Below are 17,803 nucleotides of genomic sequence, written 5' to 3' on the forward strand. Positions count from 1 at the left end.
AAATGTCTCAGCCTCGAAAGGTTGGGGGCTTCTGTCGTGCAACGGGTTTACACAGTCAGTCTGCTGGGCACCTAAGGCTTGCTGCGGCGAATCTGTGGGCAGATTCCGCCGCGCCTGACCCGCTCTCCGGCTGTCACTCGCCGGAGGGCGGGTCCTTCCCACTCATCCAGGGGGTGTAGCCGGACCGCACACAGCGGCCCAGCTGTGCACCTACACCAGACGCAGGTGAGTTCGCGGCTAGGGCGTGTCTGGCACCGGTTCGCCCTGGACGGGTACCCCTTGTCGGCGAGAACGCACGAAGAGCGACCTCATCCCGGCGCTCAACTGCGGTTGACCGACCGCGATGGTCTGCGGCTGACCGCGTTCGTGACCAACACTTCTGTCGGGAGCCTGCAAACCTTGGAGCTACGACATCGCCGCGGGCCCGTTGCGAAGACCGCATCCGATCCGCCAGGGACACGGGTTTGACGAACCTGCCGTTGCACGGATTTTCGCAGAATGAGATCTGGTTGGCGGTCGTCGCCCTCGCTTCCGAGCTGACCACTTGGATGCAAATGCTGGCATTGACCAGCAGTGACGCACGCCGGTGGGAACCGAAACGACTGCGCCTGCGCGTGTTTTCGATCGCCGGGCGCATCGCCCGCCATGCTCGGAAAACACGCCTGCGCCTATCGGAGCGGGCACCGTGGTCCGGACTGATCACGGCAGCGTTGGCCAGGCTGGAGGCGTTGCCGGCACCGACCTAAATCACGGTGAATCTTGTTGGCATGAGCGGAAAGAGCACGACTTCGGAGAAATGGAATCCGGCAGCATCCCGACTGCACACGGGTCGACCGGTCATGCCCGGATGCGCATTCGGGTGCTGCTGGTCTGATCGGTGAACCGATCAGACCAGCAGCGGCCTCTCATGAAAGATTGAGGCTAGGTTCCAGACGGAGCATGCCGGGCGGACTAAGTCTCAGAAACTGAGCTCGTTTAGTGAGACCAGTCAACGCCAGCCACACTCAGCTGTACCGGGACAGTTACAGGGGGACAACACCCACGGACTCCTTTTCTCCTTCAGTGCATCGGACGCAATGCCGATAATGCCATCGAGGGTTACGGCTTTTCCGCCCCAAGCTGCGCGCCCGAGTATGTAGCTTCGAGCAAATATCGACCAGGACGGATAGTTGCTTATTACCTGTGAGCCCACAAACGCAAAGATGCGATCTCGCTCGGCCGAATCAATGTAACCGAAATCGCTGCACAGCCGGGCCAGCGTGATGAGTCGGCCCAGGTCCCAGGCCAGAATCCCCCTCGTGTAGTGCTCGGGAAGGTAAGGGCCATTGACAGGATCTTTGAGCAGCCGAAATGTCTCATCGATATTCGCCAGCATCCTCTGGGCCTTTGCGTTCGCCGTCGCGCGGGCCTCCTCATCAGAGAAGAGATCGCTGTGGGCAAGGGCATCGTCGATCCCAGCCGCACGAAGATTTGCGTCTTTACTTGCATACTCGCGATAGACGATGTCAAAAATGGACCGATCTCCGGATTCCATGAGCCAGTTCAGCGTTTCGGTCGCCTGGACCGGGGAATGAATAGACCACGCCGAAGTCAGGCCGTGAGCAATGCGGTCGCTGGAGAGGCCTGTTGCTAAGCTGTCCGAATAAGCCATGATCTGTTCGGAGTTGACGAGTCCGGCACCGAGGGCCTGCTGCTCAAGAAGACTCAACGTCGCCGTCGCAGAATTTCTTCTGTACTTCTTACCGGAGAGGGCCTCACTTCTTACCGGAGAGGGCCTCAAAGAATGTCGACAGACGACCGGAGCCCATTAGACGGTTACTGCTTTGAATGATGCGTTGTCTGCCTTTTGCTTCAGTGCGTCAACAAGCACAGCGAACTCTTCATGGTTCTTCATGTCATCCGCGTCGAATGTTACCTTGGAGGGTTTGGCAGCGGGTGCTGTTATTTTTATAGTGTTTTCGTCGCCAGTGGTGATGGAAATTTTGGTCATCTGATCGAAAGGAAGAGTTGCCAGTACACCTTTGTAGCCGCGAACACGAGTGAAGGTGACGGAGTCATCGCTGATAACAATCTTCGCACCGTGGCTTTGAGCAGCCTTCTTTTTGAGCAGGGTGCTGATGCTCAGCAGTGTCACGAGTATTCCGATCGCAGTGAGAAGTCCATTCGCAACCCCGTCCGGAAGCTCGAGCTGGAATGTTCCTATGCTCATCTGCTCGATGGGGAACAGGATCGTGATGACGATGAGGGCCGGGCCGATGAGACTGAAGATGATCTCCAATACCGAAAAGGAGGGTTTGTTCTGAATGATTTTCACTGGAAACTTTCTTTCATTTAGGCGCTGCGACATAATACCGCTCGACTTACGAGCAGGCGTCCACGGATGGGCTGCTGTGGATTGGGGAGAGTGGAACTTTGATCTGGTGAGTAAGTCTACTTCCTCGTACCCGAAACTCTCCGTCGACATCACCGGCAGCGCACTCGTGTCGCACGGCGGAGCCGTAACCCTGATCCGCACCGCCGAAAAAACCGGCCTGACCGCAGCTTTGTCCGAAGCTTTGTCGCCGTGGCGCAAACCCACCGCCCACCACGACCCGGGCAAAATCATTCTCGATCTCGCACTCTCCCCCGCCGTCGGTGGTGACTGCCTCGCCGACATCGCGACCCTGCGTGAACAACCCGCCGTCTTCGGTCCGGTCGCATCCGATGCGACGGTATCCCGGCTGATCACACGTCTCGCAGCAGACGGACCGGCCGCATTGTCCGCGATCAACTCCGCCCGCGCCGCAGCCCGAAAAGCGGCGTGGTCGCACGCCGGAATTCATGCACCCGACCACCACATCGATGCGCAGGGACCACTGATGTCGACCTCGACGCCACCCTCGTCACCTCCCATTCAGAGAAGGAACGCACTGCACCGAACTTCAAGCGGGGCTACGGTTTCCATCCAATGCTGGCGTTCGTAGACCACGGCGAACACGGCACCGGAGAACTCTTGAGTTTCCTGCTGCGGCCCGGAAACACCGGATCCAATACCGCCGTCGACCACATTCTGGTGACCCGACAAGCATTGGCACAGTTGCCGTTTCGAGCCAGCGGTGCGGTCGGGAAGAAAGTGCTGATCCGTACCGACGGTGCCGGCGGAACCCACGCCTTCCTCCAATATTTGACCGCCCGAAAGTTGTCGTATTCGGTCGGGTTCACCTTGACCGACGCGATGGCAGAGGCGGTGGACGACATTCCCGAAGACTTGTGGATGCCGGCACTCGATTCGAGCGGCGGCATCCGAGTCGGAGCATGGGTTGCGGAACTGACCGGACTCGTCCAGTTGTCAGGCTGGCCTGCAGGGGTGCGGCTAGTCGTCCGCAAAGAGCGACCTCATCCCGGCGCTCAACTGCGGTTGACCGACCGCGATGGTCTGCGGCTGACCGCGTTCGTGACCAACACTTCTGTCGGGAGCCTGCAAACCTTGGAGCTACGACATCGCCGCGGGCCCGTTGCGAAGACCGCATCCGATCCGCCAGGGACACGGGTTTGACGAACCTGCCGTTGCACGGATTTTCGCAGAATGAGATCTGGTTGGCGGTCGTCGCCCTCGCTTCCGAGCTGACCACTTGGATGCAAATGCTGGCATTGGCCAGCAGTGACGCACGCCGGTGGGAACCGAAACGACTGCGCCTGCGCGTGTTTTCGATCGCCGGGCGCATCGCCCGCCATGCTCGGAAAACACGCCTGCGCCTATCGGAGCGGGCACCGTGGTCCGGACTGATCACGGCAGCGTTGGCCAGGCTGGAGGCGTTGCCGGCACCGACCTAAATCACGGTGAATCTTGTTGGCATGAGCGGAAAGAGCACGACTTCGGCGAAATGGAATCCGGCAGCATCCCGACTGCACACGGGTCGACCGGTCATGCCCGGATGCGCATTCGGGTGCTGCTGGTCTGATCGGTGAACCGATCAGACCAGCAGCGGCCTCTCATGAAAGATTGAGGCTAAGGAGGTGAATGAGATGGACTGGGCTTTTTGGGGGCCATACCTCCCGCTCGCCATCCTGCTCTATAAGTTCGGCCTGATCTGATTCGGCTCGACAGAGGACCGGTACGAAGCTTACTGAGTGGCCCGGTGGATGATCCTCCATCCGACTGTTTCGCTACCGCCAGTCGCCACTCGTTGCATAGTTATGCACTTCTTCGGTTCGTCTCTCATTCGTTCCATTCTCGGACACTCTCGAACCCATATGGGCAGGGGCACAATACCTTTCGTTACGGAATCGTTGAGTGTCGCAAAACTCGTCCGAAAACCTTTTGTCGCGCAATTCGTCGTGTCGTCGAGTTCTGCAACACTGTGTGCTGGTGCGCATACTTTTGGGGTGTGACTCTCGGAATTATTTGGCAGGGTTTCCACGGAATTATTGGCTACGGAACGCTCGACAGCTCAGATTTCGTTCGAATTCTGCGAGAGCGCCGAAGATGGAAAAGATGAGTTTGCCGCCGGAGGTGGTGGTGTCGATCGCTTCGGTCAACGATTTGAAGCCGACACCGCGGTCGGCGAGCTTTTCCACGGTCTGCAGTAGATGGGGGAGTGAGCGATCCAACCGGTCCAGGCGCCAGACGACAAGGGTGTCTCCGTCGCGAAGATGGGAGAGAAGGTCGCTCAGTTGCGGGCGGGTGGTGGTTGCCACCGGACGCGGTTTCGGTCCAGACCTTGAAACAGCCGGCAGCACTGAGAGCGTCGCTCTGCGGATCATTGGTCTGGTCGGGTAGTCGAGACCCTCGCGTAGCCCTGTGACCCTCGGAATTATTTGGCACGTTTTTCACGGAATTATTTGGCACTGTGTGAGGGCTGTCAGGCGAGGTACCGGTAGACGGTCGATCGGGCGTGGCCGTCACGGCAATTGCGCAGTCACGTCTGGTGGAGTACTCGTGCCGAAAATCTAGGGCAATTTGTTACAGGTCGTGACCGGGGAATCTATGCGTTCCATTCGGTGATGGTGGCGTTCTCGATGCCGCCACCGAAGGTGTGGAGCACCAGGAGTGCTTGCCCCGAGGTCACGAGTCGGCCGTCGTCGGTGAGGCCGATGTCGAGCATTCCGGCCTCACCGTGTACCTGACACCACACGTAGTCCGGAACGTGCATCAGTCCGGACGCCGGGTCGGTGTCGAGGTCTGCCGAATGTAGGGATACTTCACCGAATACGTTGTCTTCGAGAGCTTCTGCGGCTTCGCGGTCCACCAGTAGTAGCGGGCCGGCACCGATCAATCCGTCGACGGGAGGTGCGTGCAGGCCTTGTCCGATCACGGTCTATTCGGATCCGAGCCGTGCCACGACGGACTCGAGGACTCGTTCCCATGCCGCGCCGCGTCCCCGGCGTGGTGTTGCGGCTTTCATGATCGAATCCGCATCGAACTGTGCACGCATTTCGTCGATTGTCGGTATCCGGGGTTTCTTGTCGGTCACCAGAATCTCCATTTCGAGGTCGTTGCTCGTTGCTCATAGGTCGATGTCGACGATCGGATCGATGTTTCGAAGCAGCTGCAGCGAGCGCGCGCTGAGTGCCGCGGTGCCAGCCCCGTACAGGTCAGTCGAGTGGAAACTCGCACAGTTCGACCGAGCTGGGTAGATGCCCTTCCACACGGCATAGTGGTTCAAGCGTCGTAGCGGGAGTCCACTGCGTTTCCAACGCAGCAGGCTGGACCGGCCGGAGGTGTTCGACGATTCCGATGAATTGGTCGATCGTGGAGTCGATCAACATCGCCTCGCCCAGAAGGCTATTCGTCTTCGCCGCGGCAAGAGGATCCCTCAGTCGTTCCCTGGACGCGTGTTCTCTGAAGATATCTGAGATGTCGTGACCGATACCGATGAACGAGGGTCATGCGCGGGTCATGAAGGATTCAGTGCGCGTATCGAATTCGTTAACCGCGCTCACTCCGCGGTGGCGACCCTCGCCAGCAACCACATTCGCACAGTGGTGCGCAGATCAGGGTTGTGCCGGGTTCGGCCACGCAGTTGCGTCCTTCGATGTCACTGCGGGGTGGGCGATGATGACGGCAATGAATCCGGGAATCGACATCCCCAATCCATGCGAAAGCGTTGCCGCGACCTTGTCTCCTTCGAGCCACGCGTTCGGATTATCTTCGAGGTAGAAACGAAAATTCGTGTCGTACGGTGGGTTTAGGGATTCGGTCACGACATCGGGTCCGGTCGTGCCGTTCCACATCCACGCCACATAACCAAGGTATTTGGCACTGAGATAATTCCGAAACGAATCGATCACCCCTGCCGCATAGCCTTTCACTGCGTCCTCGAACCGACCGTACGTCACCGACCCGCTTTCGATGTTGCGTTCGCACGCCGTCATCGCGACGTACCCGTTCGCGGTTTTACACACACCCCGATAGCCGCGGAAGTAACCACTACTTCTTCGCGGAAGTTCGGTCACGACGTATCCGTCACCGGAAAACACCGGATCGTTCCATTCCATCCCGAACGCGGCAGGAATGACTGCGCGCAGGTAGTCGACGGTTGCGCTGAACTCGGCGACCTCGGCATCAGTCAATGCTCCTGTGCCGTGGGGGTTGTTCGCTTCCGCCTCGCGGAGAGGGTTCCTGGTCATGGCTGCTCCTGGATGGGTGTGGTCTGAACATACTGTCCGCTGCCGACGCTCCGTCGTGGGCGGCGATAACGGTCATGGGGCGGACGGCGGATAGATCTCCTTGATGATGTGCACGTCATCGATCATCTCCTCGATGGTCAGCAGGGAAAAGTTGTCGATGTTCGTGTAATCGGTGCCCTTCCACAGGATCGGAAGCCCTGTCACGGGGTCGATGCGGGTGACTACGAATTGGGTATCGCCGCCGTCCGCCGCGAACGCCTCCGCGATCTCACCGGTGAGCATCGCCCAATTCGGCGGCAACGGTTGATCGAGGCTGTACCGGAAGTGCGGTTTCATGACGTTCTTCAGAATGCATTCACCGTTGCAGCATTATTATTTCGATCTTTATTTGGACCCGAGTATTCATAATCGACGGCATTGGTAATTATTTCATGCCGCATGACCGAAACTACTTCACTGGGACACTCCCTCCAGTTCGTCCGGGTGTGCAATAATCCACGCAACCGTTACTCCCGTGGCTGGATCTGAAAACTCCACATTATATGCATCCTCGGCGAATATATCTATTATGTATCCAACACTCCCCTCGGGCGCGCCTTGCTCGCTATATCTATCGGTCGTAATTATGACTGAATCATAAATCTTTAGATTGAGCATCGTTCTCCTTGATTCACAAATCCGACGAAAGATGTATTGGAAGGGCCAGGTAATGGCGATTTCGGACGGTCGCACCATTCCCCAATTGCTGCCTTCATTTTCGGGATCGCCGACTAGCGGGACGCAGCTGTGTCGCGTTGCGTGCGTGCTCGGGCGGTCAGTGCGAGTCCCTGGCTACCGCGGTGGCTAGTCCGTCGACGACACCGTTCAAGTCAGAGTTCCTGTGTGAGAAGAGTTTTCCACTCGCAAGATCGGCTGCGATGGCTGGGAATCTGCCAGCAGGGCTGTTGCTATATTCGGTGCACTATTGAAAATTCGGACTAGGCCCCGAGTCCGACATTCGTCCAGATATCAAGGTAGGTGGAGTAATCAACCAATTCGGGCGGTTCCGTCGATGACCACACAACACCTTTTGTGGCTTCTTCGCCAAAGTGCAAGCAGAGGTAGCCGCCGCCCCCAGATCTGAATGTTGCTACGCAGCGAGATGGATCAGGATATTCATCAGGCGACAGTCCATCCAAAATTGACCATTCAAAGGAGTCGATGCGAAACATGTCCTCGAGAGGAAGCGGGCCGACAGTCTTACCTGCAACGTAGTACCAACCATTGTGCAAATTGGCGTAGAAATTCTTGAGGCTGGGAGGGAATTTATTCCAGTAGGCTGGAAGTTCGTCACCTTCGGAGACGGGCGCCCCGCCAAGGTAGTGGAGATCAGTCCCATCTACCATTTTTACATCATACAAGAGGAAGAATCTGTTCTGCGATTTCAGTAACCGTACATCGGTCAGAGTTTCTTTAATGTTTCGGTATGTATCACCCAAGATCGGTCGGCCAAAATTATTCCACTGACTCAATGTTTCCGAAACTCGAAACGCGGTATCGCCAGTTAGTGCATTCAACCAGTAGTCCGGTAGCGCCACCTGTTCCATTGGAGTTAGATCCTCAACTTCGACAAGCTCTGGCGAAGCGACGTATCTCGAAATTTTTTCCAGATCCACTACTGTTCCAACCTTCCGTATGCTGCGAGCGACGCCGCCGAGTTGACGATCTGCCCTGCTGTCCAGAGCGTCAGAAAGGGGCGGTGTTTTCCTGAGTTGGGGGTGGCAGCGTGAGGGCGCGGGTGATGAATCGCGGCGGGATGGCTCCGGTTTTGATGTAGGACAGCAGGATTTCGGTGGCTTCGTCGGGGGTGAGTACTTCGTCGGCGTAGACGGGGATGACGCTGGTTCCGTTGTTGTACGGGATGCCGTGGTCGGGTTCGCCGTCGCGTGGTCCGCCGTGGCCGATCGCGTAGCTGGTGCGTCCTGATTCGTCGTCGATGCTGACTTCGACGGCGAGTCCTTCGGCTGAGCCGGCGCATTGGCAGTAGGTGCGTCCCATTGAGGCCCGTTCGGCGGTGGTGAGATTGTCCGGCCACGCGGGGCGCGGCAGTTTCTCGAGAATGATGTACGACCGTTTGATTCCGTCGAGGTTGCGGGGCAGTCGTTTAGCCATGCCTTCCGCAACGCCATCGGAACCGAAGGACATGTTTCCGCTGCTGTGGGTGACCATGTAGGTGGGAATTGCCATGAGATCGTTCCCTTGTCTCCGTTGTTGCGGTGGGTCACTTCGTCCAGCGAGGGACGCGCTCAACGATCACTCTTACAATTCGGACGGTTTCCACCTCGCCGCTTTCAGCCACAGGGACGACGCCACTTACCTTGTGCCTTTGGGAACTTTTTAGCACTTTCTCCGCGGAATTATTTGCCACTGTGAGGTCTGTCAGGAGGGGTACCGGTTGATCGGCGTGGGCGGCACGGCCAGTGCGCAGTCACGTCTTGTGGAGTACTCGTGTCGAAAATCTAGGGCAATTTGTTGCGGGTCGCGACTGGCGAATCTATGCGTTCCATTCGGTGATGGTGGCGTTCTCGATGCCGCCACCGAAGGTGTGGAGCACCAGGAGTGCTTGCCCCGAGGTCACGAGTCGGCCGTCGTCGGTGAGGCCGATGTCGAGCATTCCGGCCTCACCGTGCACCTGACACCACACGTAGTCCGGAACCTGGACCAGTCCGGACGCCGGGTCGGTGTCGAGGTCTGCCGAATGTAGGGATACTTCACCGAATACGTTGTCTTCGAGAGCTTCTGCGGCTTCGCGGTCCACCAGTAGTAGCGGGCCGGCACCGATCAATCCGTCGACGGGAGGCCGGGTGAACACGAAGTGCGCACGGTCGACGGTCGGAGGGTGCGTCGATGTGTCGACGACGGTACGTTCGCCGACGATGCCTGGCTGTTCAGGGATGACGATCCAGTGGTCCATTGAATTCCTTTTCTGCCTGACATGTAGTTGATGAATTAAAAGTGCAGGCGGCGTAAGGCCGTCAGCACCTTGTGCGAGGTATCGAGTTGTCCCGCTACTGGTCGTCGAGTCCGGCGAGAGCGTCGGTAAATGCGGAATCCGGCAACGGGAAGTGCTCTCGCACCGTTGCTCGTCGGTGGTGATCGAGCCACCGCAAGCTCTTCGCCCGGTCGTCGGATTCGGCGACCGATCGGAATTCGTGCCAGAACGGAATCAGTCGATCGTCATTGATACGCCGCCCGGCGAGGGAATCCAACGCGTTGTCGATAACGTCGAGTGGAGACCCGGTATTGGCGATGACACGTAATCCTGCCAGGACCGTCCAATCGGAGTGCGGCTGTTCCTGCCGTGCCGCGTAGACGAGCTCTTTACCGGCTGAGACTCGCTCGATCGAGCGATCCGTGAAGGCCGTCAAGGATGGTCCCAACGCCCACCAGAACACCAATTCCACCGCGGAATCGGTGTCGAAGATGTCGAGTCGCTGGCCGGCGTGAGACGTATTGCGGTGAAGGCGCTCGTACAGGTCTTGGCGCATCGTGATCACTTCAGGCGAGAGGGGCTTCATCAGGGGTTGGTGGCTGAAGTACAACTGTTCGCGATTGGGAATCGGGTCGAAAGCGACGGTGTCGAACCACCATCCGATCGGGACGTGAAGGAGCTGTGCGTGCAGGCCTTGTCCGATCACGGTCCATTCGGATCCGAGCCGTGCCGCAACGGACTCGAGGACTCGTTCCCATGCCGCGCCGCGTCCCCGGCGTGGTGTTGCGGCTTTCATGATCGAATCCGCATCGAACTGTGCACGCATTTCGTCGATTGTCGGTATCCGGGGTTTCTTGTCGGTCACCAGAATCTCCCTTTCGAGGTCGTTGCTCGTTGCTCGTTGCTCATAAGTCGATGTCGGAGATCGGATCGATGTTTCGAAGTAGCTGCAGCGCGCGCTGAGTGCCGCGGTGACCGACTCGGCTTCCGGTGGTCCCTTCCGCGACATGACCTTCACAGTCAATCGAGATGTAGCGTCACGGCACGGTGGTGGCGTAGGCACGATCGCTCCTGTCCTCACGATCGCTCCTGTCGTAGTGGAAGTACCCCGAGAATGGGCGAGTCGGGACAATCCGGTGACAACTTTCCTCCCCCACGTTGCTGCGATGATCGCGGGAACAGTCGACCAGACAGCCGGTGAAGCGGAATCAGGCAATATCGCCGGCACCGCCGAGATGCCGAGTGCAGTGGCTCCGACGAACACGGCAGGTGCGCAGATCGAGTGTTTGCGGGTGATCAGCAGTCTGGACAGTGAACCCAGATCACGGTCGGTTTCCGTCCGAGAGTGGGGTCGGTTCGGTGAAGCGAGTGATGCTGGCCTGGGTGCCGAGTTCACTGCGTAGGTCGGGGCGGGACCAGTAGGTGTGTAGTGCGTGCAGTGTCGCGACGGGGTCGGTCGAGATCCAGATACCGTGCCAGGTGTAGCGGCGAACTCGCACCGATCGGCGCCCGCTCCCAGTCGGGTCTTCGCGGTAGGCGATGCGGATGCTGTAACTCGGTATCAGGGAGGTCTTCTGTTCCTCGATCGGTTCGATCGAGATGACCTGGTCCCATCTCATGTGTCGGTGGAACCCTCGATCCAGGGTGATGCCGTCGGTATTGACTCGTACCGATACGGCACGGTTTTCGGGGTTCATAGCGATCATGACTGTGTGGACCAGGATCGCTCCGGCGAAGGTGGCAACGCTGGCACCACCGAGCAGCAGAAGGACGACGGCCGGGATCTCTCGGGTTCCGCTGGTAAAAACGACGCCGTTGACATACCCCCACACGAAGAACACTCCGGTAGCGATGAACATCAGTGCGGCGACAAGCATGATCGACTGTGATGTCATCGAACTCCGAATCACGGTCTCTCCCGTTCGGATACGGACTGGGATTCGATCGATCGGAAGGCAGCGAGCGATCGATCGGTGATGAATCATCGCCCACGACACCGCGGCCATCACGAGGATGAGTACATACAGTGCAGGATGAGGTGCGCCGGTGGCTAGCATTGCGACAGAACCCAACCCGGCGAACGCAGCCATCGCCCAGCGCACAACCCTTGAGTTACGGGTCGTCGCGGGTGCCCACTGCGCGGGCAGTGTTTCGGTGGAGGTTGTAGTCCTGATCATCTGGTCCCTGTCCATAGTGCGCGGACTCCGCGGCCAATCAGATGACCTACTGCACCACCCCCCACAACGCCGAGGGCCCCACCAATACCAGCTCCGATGAGTATGCCGACTGGACCTCCTGCGGCGCCGATTTCTGCACCGGCCCAGGCACCTGCGATCCCTCCGGCGATTCCTCCACCGGATGCCCCGACAGTTTCAGGGATCGGACCTCCGTCCGCAAGGGTTAGTGCGCCGTCAGCGACACTCACCGCAGCGCCGACGACAGGCAGGCTGCGCCCGAACCGCCCGAGAAGCCGAGACGCTTCGAGTGCTTCGGCGGCGCGGATCGCGTGTCGCCCGGGCTCGACTGCGCGCGAGGACATTTTGGCGGCGAGTTCGGCTGTCGACAATCCGCCGGCAAGTACGGAACCGGGGATATCCGGCGAGTACTCGGTGCCGTCGAGAACCCGGACAATGTCGGCATCGGAGAAGCCGGCATCACGCAACCTGTTGATGTGCCATTCAAGATCGGCGAGTTGTTCCTGCGCGGTCAGCGGGACATTACCGGTGAAGTCTTCGGGGACGTCACCGTGCGCTCGGGCCAGTTGATTCGCAGCTTGCTGTTGTGGACTGATTACCAGTTCTCGGGTGAAGTTGTAGTTGGTGGATTGGGCCGGACGTGATTCGGTCTCCGCCTGGTCGAGGGTGAATGCGGGTTCTGATTCGATGTTGTCCGAATACTCGGGTTTCGGATATGCGGTGATCGATTGACCGCCGTAGCCGGAAGTAACCGGTTGCTGCGTCTGCTCCGCGAGGATGACGTCGCCCAGAGGGCTTCCGGTTCCGGTTTCGGCGATCGGGGGTTCGGAGACCTGCGAGTCGGGATCGGCGAGCATCAACTGCGCCAGGTCCGAGTCTGCCGGATCGGCAGGTTCGGTGGTGTAGTCGGTTCCGCCATTGGTGGAGGTGACGGGTTGTTGTGTCTGATTGGCGAGGATGGTGTCGCCGAGTGGGTTTCCTGTTCCGGTGTCGGTGATCGGGGGTTCGGAGACCTGCGAGTCGGGATCGGCGAGCATCAACTGCGCTAAGTCCGAGTCCGCCGGATCGGCCGCTGCCTGGACGGGATTGGCAGCCAGAATGGCCTGCGCATTCTTCCGGGCCTGTTCACCTGCCGGGGTCATGGGACCGATGAAACCCGCTTGTTCCTCCAGCGTCGCGCGTTCTTCCGGGGTCAGTGGATCAGCCAGGATCGGGTACAGAGGATTGAGTCCGGTGGTGTCGACGACCTGAACGAGCTTCCCGTCCCGAACCTCGTAGTGGGTCGGGATCGGTTTGCCGTTGGCGTCGTACGCCCACGGAGCCTCGACCGTAGAGACGGGACTGCCGTCGGCATCGAAGACGGTAACCGAGCTGTCCGGATTCACCGCCATGTGCCCGCCGGGCGGGACTGTGACGGGGATTTCCGCCTCGTGCGAGGAGGTCCGGTCGTGGATGAGGTAGAAGAACCGACTTCCCTCATTGAACGGATCGGCGACTCTGAGCTGGGACTGGCCACCGGGCGCGTACTGCATCAACGGTGCCGCAAGAGTGCCGACGGCTTGGGAGAGAACGGATTCCGGTGCCCGCGCACCGAACGGTGTACGGCGGCCCCGGACTCCGGCACCGGCACCGGCGGCGGCGAAGGCTGCCGCGCCGAGGAGAGCGAGTTCGAGCAACCGGTTTCGGCCCTCGCCCGGGTCGGTGGGGGAGACGGCGACCGGTGCCGATTCCGGGTGCACCGGAACGTCATTGGCGGCGGGAACAGGTCCGGGACCGCGATCGGAAGTCGCTGTTGGAGTGGATGTTCCAGGTAGTGACGGCTGTGGCGCCGCCGTGTCCGGCCCGGCACTGCTGCCGGGGACATCTCGTCCCGGTGTGTTCTCGGCACCTGCTGGTGCGCCTGGTGCTGCGGGCACGGCCGCGCCGGGGACCGGCACGATGTCGGTGCCGTTGTAGCGGGGCATCAGTGTCGGTGCGTTCGCCCCGACCTGCAGACCGGGCCCGGCCTGTCCTCTCTGGCCTGCCTGCCCGGGTAGCGCCGGCGGCGCGGTCGTGGTGGACGGTGCGGTCAGACACGGGTTGATGTATTCGGGTGGGATCGGAGAACCCGGCGGTAGGGCAGCGATCATGTTCAGGTAGATCTGATGATCACGTGCCCGTACGGCTTCGCAGTCCTCTGCGGGGGTGGCGTGGGCCGGCGGGGCAGCGAGTGCGAGCGCGCCGCTGAACGCGCCGGCGGCGGCGGTGGTGAGTGCACCCGCGGCGAGGATTCCGGCGACACGTACCCGCCGGCTCACCGGTTCGTCTTCCGGCTTGTCGAGACCACGTTCGCGACGAGGGTGTCGGTGCCCCACCAGAACAGGCGGCCCGCGATCGACATCACCAGGAACAATCCCAGATACACCCACATGGTGCCGTGCTCGGCCGCCCAGCCGGCGACCCGGTCGAGGTTCGCGAACACCAGTATCAGCACTGCGAGCCCGGCCGCCAGTGACAGTGCCGCACGCGCGAGGCGGGCGCCTTCGCCCTGGGCTGTCGTGCTCGGTGCTGGGGCCAGGAGGGTGTCGTCGTCGTGTTCTCCGGTGGTGTCGTGTGTGCGTGTCGTGGTCTGCGTCATCGTCTTTCTTCCCCCGTGATGGTTCGTTGGTGCTCTCAGGCGGTTGTTGGTGCTCTCAGGCGGTCCCCGCAGGCGCCGGCGGGCATGCTCGATCCCTGCCGGCGCCGAGCGATCGGCACCGTCGGTGCCGATCGCTCGGCCGCTCTCGAACGGCACCGATCCCCGGGGCAGTGGACCGTGTAGGTGTGCCGCCCCGGGGGCGGGATCAATCGAGTTTCGCGACCGCCGCCCGCAGGAGCGCGTCGAACTCGTCCCGCTCTGCCCGCGGCGAGGTGTTCGTATCCGATGGGGTCTGCTCGAGCATCACCCGATAGGGCCCGACCCAGGCGTGACCCACGATCCTCAATGTCGTAGCGGGAGAAGACGTGTCACCGGGAATCAGTGAGCGGACCTCGGCCCGCTGCCGATACACGATCACCTCGTCCGCCGCCAGGTCGGACGGCGGATCCAGGCGGGTGGTGTCCATCGCCGTCGAGTCCACGGGTGTCCCGTCGACCGTCCGCGTGGTCACGGCCGTGGAACACGGACCGAAGAACATTCGCTCGACGAGCGCGGGTGTTTGACTCTCCCCGGTGGACACGGCGGTGACGTAGATGTCGCCGGTCGTGGTCTGAGCGTTCGCGGCCGCCTGGGGTGCCACGGTTTCGATCCGTGCCTGTTCCTCGCGGGGCTGTGCGCAGTCGGCAGGCTCGAAGGTGGTGTTCGAGATCGCGTCGGCGAGCTGCCGCCCGTACGCTGCCGGATCGGGAACCGGGTAGTACTGCGAGCCGGCCGGAAAATCGGATTCGGCCAACATCAGTGGCTGCAGATCCTCGGGCTGTACCGCATCCGCGGTCCCATCGCCGCTCGAGCATCCCGACATCAGCACGACCAGGCCGACCGCGACCGCGGCAGCACCCCGGCTCACCGGTCCGCCTCCGCGGTGACCGCGTGCGCGGTGAGGGTGTCGGTGCCCCACCAGAACAGCCGTCCCGCGATCGACATCACCAGGAACAACCCCAGATACACCCACATGGTGCCGTGCTCGGCCGCCCAGCCGGCGACCCGGTCGAGGTTCGCGAACACCAGTATCAGCACCGCGAGCCCGGCCGCCAGCGACAGTGCCGCACGCGCGAGGCGGGCGCCTTCGCCCTGGGCTGTCGTGCTCGGTGCTGGCGCCAGGAGGGCGTCGCCGTCGCCTGGATCGTCGTCGCGTTCTCTGCTGGTGTCGTGCGTGCGTGTCGTGGCGTGCGTCATCGACAGATCTCCCCTGTGGTGGCGTCCCCGAAAAAGTCTGTGGTCAGAGCCAGGTCGGCTCGGAGTACACGTACACGCTGTCATCGGAGGTGGCGGTCGAGGCCGCGAGCATCGAGTACGAACGGATCGACACCGCACCGAAGCAACCATCGACCTTCACGTGTAGGTTCGAGGTACTCACCGACGCCCTCGCGCCCTCGAGGTCCTTCTTGCCGAGCGGGATCGTGGTGATCGTGCCGAGCTTGACCTGCGCCGAGATCGACGGACCGATGTTCGCGTTCAACCCCGCGTTCGGGCCCGTCAGCGAGATGCCGACACTCGGACCGATCGTCATCGCCAAACCTGCTGTCACACCGGACGATACGTCGACCGCGCAACCGACCTGCAGACCCTGTTCGATGTAGCCGGTCCGCACCGGAGCCGTCCCCGCGCCGGTGATCGTGCCGGTCGTCTTCGACGACAGGAAGCCCTCGCGGGTGAACCGCGACGCGGCCAGGTTCGGTACCGGGTTCGCCGACAACTCCGTCGCCGAGACCGCCAACACCCAACCGTCGTCGGTGGTCTTGGAATCCGACTTCGACTCCAGCTTCGTCGGCTCCGCCGATGCGACCCCGCAGGTCCCCAGCACTACCGCGCCTGCAGCGACCATGGACACGACAGACTTCTGCCACATAGCAGACATAAAGGATTCTCCCACCCTGAAATACGTTCCGCGAACACACGATCCGGATATTACCGACCGTCCAGTTCTCAAACTAACACATCACCTACCGGCCCCAGACCGGCACCGGCTAATTCATGGCGAATCTTGTTGGCATGAGCGGAAAGAACACCTCATCGAAGTAACCGTGGCTGTGGAACTGGTGAACCTGGCCGCACCGGTGTCGAATACCGCTCCGGCCACCGAGCCGTCGGGCTGGGCAGGGGGACGGTTCGGAGGGGACGCGGGTGAGGGCTACGCCGTATCGAAGGGGTCGGTCGCGGTGCTGGTGTCGACGACCCGACCGCAATCGGTGAAGGCGCAGCCGGCTTTGCGGCCGCGGTGATCGACGAACTCTGTGAGTTTCAGAAGAGGCCTGCATTTTTCAGAAGACGATTGCACTCACAGCGAAAACATCATCACCGAGTCATTCCCGATCCGACGACAGTGCCATCGAATTCGCCGATTTATCGGGTGCTCCTATCGAAGCTGTCGCGTCTATCAATCGATCGATATCTTCAGTCGCTGCGGCAGCGGCACAACCGGCCTGGATTTCTGCGTCGTGGATTGTGTCCATGGCGGGTCGATGTCCGGAATACGGCGGATCTCCTCCCTGCGGCTCGTACGCGCCGACACTCGTGAGCGCTGGGCCCGTACTGCGAATAGTGCAGTTAACAAGATTGATCCGTATCCGCCGACGGCCCTCAGGTCAGTTGACCTGATCCGCATATAGATACACGTTGTCCTCGTAATTGCCTACCCCGTTCGCGTAGGACAGATCGCCTCCGCACGTGACCACCGCCAGCCGCCGCGGCCCGGTGGGCCCGTCCAGGACACTCTCCTCGATACCGTCGACCTTCGGGCGGTCCACCACACTGGTCACCCGCCACGACATGGGACGCCCCTCACTGTCTGCGGTACGGACAATGTCCCCAGGTTGCATCAACGCCAGGTTGAACAGGGCTCCGTTGCCCTGACCCACCAGATTTACGTGTCCTGCCAACAGCGTTGTGCCCTCATCGGCCACCAGCGGCGCGCCGTCCACCCAGATACCCACCATCGACACGTCGTCCGGCGGGGTCAACACGCCGCCGGGCACCGTCGCGTCCACGATCGGCGCTCTCACACCAATCCGGTTCAATACCAGGGTGTTCGGCTCTATTAACGCGTCCCGGTCGATGGCTTCCGGCGCCTGCCCGGTGCTCTCGCCGTGAGCTACTCCCGGCGGGTGCGGGTCGACCGGAGTCGGACGTCGAGCGTCTACAGCAAGCATCACTGCTCCGGTCACCAACAATGCCAGTGCAAGACACAGGCCGACGACGGAGCGAATGCGCGGGCGAGTTCGACGATGGCGACCTGCTGATCGTGGCCCATCGGATTCGGTCATGTTGGCCCTTCCTTGTCTCGAGATCCGTCGACGGTTACAGCGAAAACCCGGCCTCAGTGCTGAGCACCGAGGCCGGGTGTTTCTACTT

19 protein-coding genes and 3 pseudogenes are annotated in these 17,803 nt (G+C 60.9%); 3 read left to right on the forward strand and 19 right to left on the reverse strand.

All coding sequences use genetic code 11. The annotated features are described in order from the left end of the window. Positions 1 to 264: 264 nt before the first annotated feature. Positions 265 to 746 (forward strand): annotated as a pseudogene (locus tag BDB13_RS30100) (transposase); the annotation flags it as partial. A gap of 242 nt (positions 747 to 988) precedes the next feature. On the opposite strand, the gene BDB13_RS30105 reads toward BDB13_RS30100, so the two are convergent. Both BDB13_RS30105 and BDB13_RS30110 read right to left on the reverse strand, forming a co-directional pair. Next, positions 989 to 1,708: a DUF1266 domain-containing protein gene (locus tag BDB13_RS30105; RefSeq protein ID WP_094275656.1), complete on the reverse strand. Its 720-nt coding sequence runs from the start codon at positions 1,706 to 1,708 to the stop codon at positions 989 to 991. A gap of 99 nt (positions 1,709 to 1,807) precedes the next feature. Next, positions 1,808 to 2,314: a hypothetical protein gene (locus BDB13_RS30110; RefSeq protein WP_094275657.1), complete on the reverse strand. Its 507-nt coding sequence runs from the start codon at positions 2,312 to 2,314 to the stop codon at positions 1,808 to 1,810. 106 nt (positions 2,315 to 2,420) lie between these two features. On the opposite strand from BDB13_RS30110, the pseudogene BDB13_RS30115 reads away from it, so the two are divergent. Next, positions 2,421 to 3,813: pseudogene (locus BDB13_RS30115) on the forward strand (IS1380 family transposase). Positions 3,814 to 4,431: 618 nt separating this feature from the next. Here the strand turns inward: BDB13_RS30115 and BDB13_RS30120 are convergent. The 16 genes and pseudogenes from BDB13_RS30120 to BDB13_RS30190 form a co-directional block, all read right to left on the reverse strand. Next, positions 4,432 to 4,778, reverse strand: a pseudogene (locus BDB13_RS30120) (recombinase family protein); the annotation flags it as partial. Between the two features lie 186 nt (positions 4,779 to 4,964). Further along, positions 4,965 to 5,294 carry a hypothetical protein gene (locus BDB13_RS30125; RefSeq protein ID WP_094275658.1) on the reverse strand — a complete coding sequence of 110 codons (330 nt, stop codon included), beginning with the start codon at positions 5,292 to 5,294 and terminating at the stop codon, positions 4,965 to 4,967. 3 nt (positions 5,295 to 5,297) lie between these two features. Beyond that, on the reverse strand, positions 5,298 to 5,453 hold the full coding sequence (locus BDB13_RS32510) for a hypothetical protein (protein WP_169638648.1): 156 nt from the start codon (positions 5,451 to 5,453) through the stop codon (positions 5,298 to 5,300). 520 nt (positions 5,454 to 5,973) lie between these two features. Then, a complete protein-coding gene (locus tag BDB13_RS30130; RefSeq protein ID WP_094275659.1) occupies positions 5,974 to 6,609 on the reverse strand; it encodes a hypothetical protein in 636 nt (211 codons plus the stop codon). A gap of 72 nt (positions 6,610 to 6,681) precedes the next feature. Continuing rightward, positions 6,682 to 6,945, reverse strand: coding sequence for a hypothetical protein (locus tag BDB13_RS30135; protein WP_094275660.1), 264 nt, complete (start codon positions 6,943 to 6,945; stop codon positions 6,682 to 6,684). A gap of 117 nt (positions 6,946 to 7,062) precedes the next feature. After that, positions 7,063 to 7,266, reverse strand: coding sequence for a DUF4926 domain-containing protein (locus tag BDB13_RS30140; protein ID WP_176459812.1), 204 nt, complete (start codon positions 7,264 to 7,266; stop codon positions 7,063 to 7,065). A 320-nt stretch (positions 7,267 to 7,586) separates the two neighbouring features. Further along, the gene (locus BDB13_RS30145) at positions 7,587 to 8,264 is read right to left on the reverse strand and encodes an SMI1/KNR4 family protein (RefSeq protein ID WP_094275662.1); all 678 of its coding nucleotides are present in this window, start codon (positions 8,262 to 8,264) and stop codon (positions 7,587 to 7,589) included. Between the two features lie 70 nt (positions 8,265 to 8,334). Further along, on the reverse strand, positions 8,335 to 8,835 hold the full coding sequence (locus BDB13_RS30150; protein ID WP_094275663.1) for a hypothetical protein: 501 nt from the start codon (positions 8,833 to 8,835) through the stop codon (positions 8,335 to 8,337). Between the two features lie 307 nt (positions 8,836 to 9,142). Next, positions 9,143 to 9,562 (reverse strand): hypothetical protein, encoded by a 420-nt coding sequence (locus tag BDB13_RS30155; RefSeq protein WP_094275664.1) that lies wholly within the window; start codon positions 9,560 to 9,562, stop codon positions 9,143 to 9,145. Positions 9,563 to 9,656: 94 nt separating this feature from the next. Then, on the reverse strand, positions 9,657 to 10,445 hold the full coding sequence (locus BDB13_RS30160) for a hypothetical protein (protein WP_141210771.1): 789 nt from the start codon (positions 10,443 to 10,445) through the stop codon (positions 9,657 to 9,659). A 457-nt stretch (positions 10,446 to 10,902) separates the two neighbouring features. Then, the gene (locus tag BDB13_RS30165; protein WP_141210772.1) at positions 10,903 to 11,475 is read right to left on the reverse strand and encodes a hypothetical protein; all 573 of its coding nucleotides are present in this window, start codon (positions 11,473 to 11,475) and stop codon (positions 10,903 to 10,905) included. 278 nt (positions 11,476 to 11,753) lie between these two features. After that, positions 11,754 to 14,072, reverse strand: coding sequence for a hypothetical protein (locus BDB13_RS30170; RefSeq protein ID WP_094275667.1), 2,319 nt, complete (start codon positions 14,070 to 14,072; stop codon positions 11,754 to 11,756). Then, entirely contained in the window at positions 14,069 to 14,392 is a 324-nt protein-coding gene (locus BDB13_RS30175) for a hypothetical protein (protein ID WP_141210773.1), read from the reverse strand. Before BDB13_RS30175 ends, BDB13_RS30170 begins: the two co-directional genes overlap by 4 nt. Positions 14,393 to 14,597: 205 nt before the next feature. Next, the gene (locus BDB13_RS30180) at positions 14,598 to 15,299 is read right to left on the reverse strand and encodes a hypothetical protein (protein ID WP_094275669.1); all 702 of its coding nucleotides are present in this window, start codon (positions 15,297 to 15,299) and stop codon (positions 14,598 to 14,600) included. Next, entirely contained in the window at positions 15,296 to 15,628 is a 333-nt protein-coding gene (locus BDB13_RS30185) for a hypothetical protein (RefSeq protein ID WP_094275670.1), read from the reverse strand. Before BDB13_RS30185 ends, BDB13_RS30180 begins: the two co-directional genes overlap by 4 nt. Before the next feature lie 43 nt (positions 15,629 to 15,671). Next, positions 15,672 to 16,310 (reverse strand): MspA family porin, encoded by a 639-nt coding sequence (locus BDB13_RS30190; protein ID WP_094275671.1) that lies wholly within the window; start codon positions 16,308 to 16,310, stop codon positions 15,672 to 15,674. On the opposite strand from BDB13_RS30190, the gene BDB13_RS33715 reads away from it, so the two are divergent. Next, the gene (locus BDB13_RS33715; RefSeq protein ID WP_094275935.1) at positions 16,276 to 16,674 is read left to right on the forward strand and encodes a DUF2020 domain-containing protein; all 399 of its coding nucleotides are present in this window, start codon (positions 16,276 to 16,278) and stop codon (positions 16,672 to 16,674) included. The genes BDB13_RS30190 and BDB13_RS33715 overlap by 35 nt on opposite strands. Before the next feature lie 363 nt (positions 16,675 to 17,037). On the opposite strand, the gene BDB13_RS30200 is transcribed toward BDB13_RS33715, so the two are convergent. Next, positions 17,038 to 17,715, reverse strand: coding sequence for a class F sortase (locus tag BDB13_RS30200; protein ID WP_094275672.1), 678 nt, complete (start codon positions 17,713 to 17,715; stop codon positions 17,038 to 17,040). Positions 17,716 to 17,803 lie beyond the last annotated feature (88 nt).

The organism is Rhodococcus sp. OK302 (assembly GCF_002245895.1).
GTDB lineage: Bacteria > Actinomycetota > Actinomycetes > Mycobacteriales > Mycobacteriaceae > Rhodococcus_F.

Excerpts from the sequence above, each read along its gene's own strand:
- BDB13_RS30175 (WP_141210773.1), bottom strand. The coding sequence starts at position 14,392 with ATGACGCAGACCACGACACGCACACACGACACCACCGGAGAACACGAC.
- BDB13_RS30135 (WP_094275660.1), bottom strand. The coding sequence starts at position 6,945 with ATGAAACCGCACTTCCGGTACAGCCTCGATCAACCGTTGCCGCCGAAT.
- BDB13_RS30185 (WP_094275670.1), bottom strand. The coding sequence starts at position 15,628 with ATGACGCACGCCACGACACGCACGCACGACACCAGCAGAGAACGCGAC.
- BDB13_RS30200 (WP_094275672.1), bottom strand. The coding sequence starts at position 17,715 with ATGACCGAATCCGATGGGCCACGATCAGCAGGTCGCCATCGTCGAACT.
- BDB13_RS30150 (WP_094275663.1), bottom strand. The coding sequence starts at position 8,835 with ATGGCAATTCCCACCTACATGGTCACCCACAGCAGCGGAAACATGTCC.
- BDB13_RS30165 (WP_141210772.1), bottom strand. The coding sequence starts at position 11,475 with ATGACATCACAGTCGATCATGCTTGTCGCCGCACTGATGTTCATCGCT.
- BDB13_RS30190 (WP_094275671.1), bottom strand. The coding sequence starts at position 16,310 with ATGTCTGCTATGTGGCAGAAGTCTGTCGTGTCCATGGTCGCTGCAGGC.
- BDB13_RS30155 (WP_094275664.1), bottom strand. The coding sequence starts at position 9,562 with ATGGACCACTGGATCGTCATCCCTGAACAGCCAGGCATCGTCGGCGAA.
- BDB13_RS30130 (WP_094275659.1), bottom strand. The coding sequence starts at position 6,609 with ATGACCAGGAACCCTCTCCGCGAGGCGGAAGCGAACAACCCCCACGGC.
- BDB13_RS30140 (WP_176459812.1), bottom strand. The coding sequence starts at position 7,266 with ATGCTCAATCTAAAGATTTATGATTCAGTCATAATTACGACCGATAGA.
- BDB13_RS33715 (WP_094275935.1), top strand. The coding sequence starts at position 16,276 with ATGGACACGACAGACTTCTGCCACATAGCAGACATAAAGGATTCTCCC.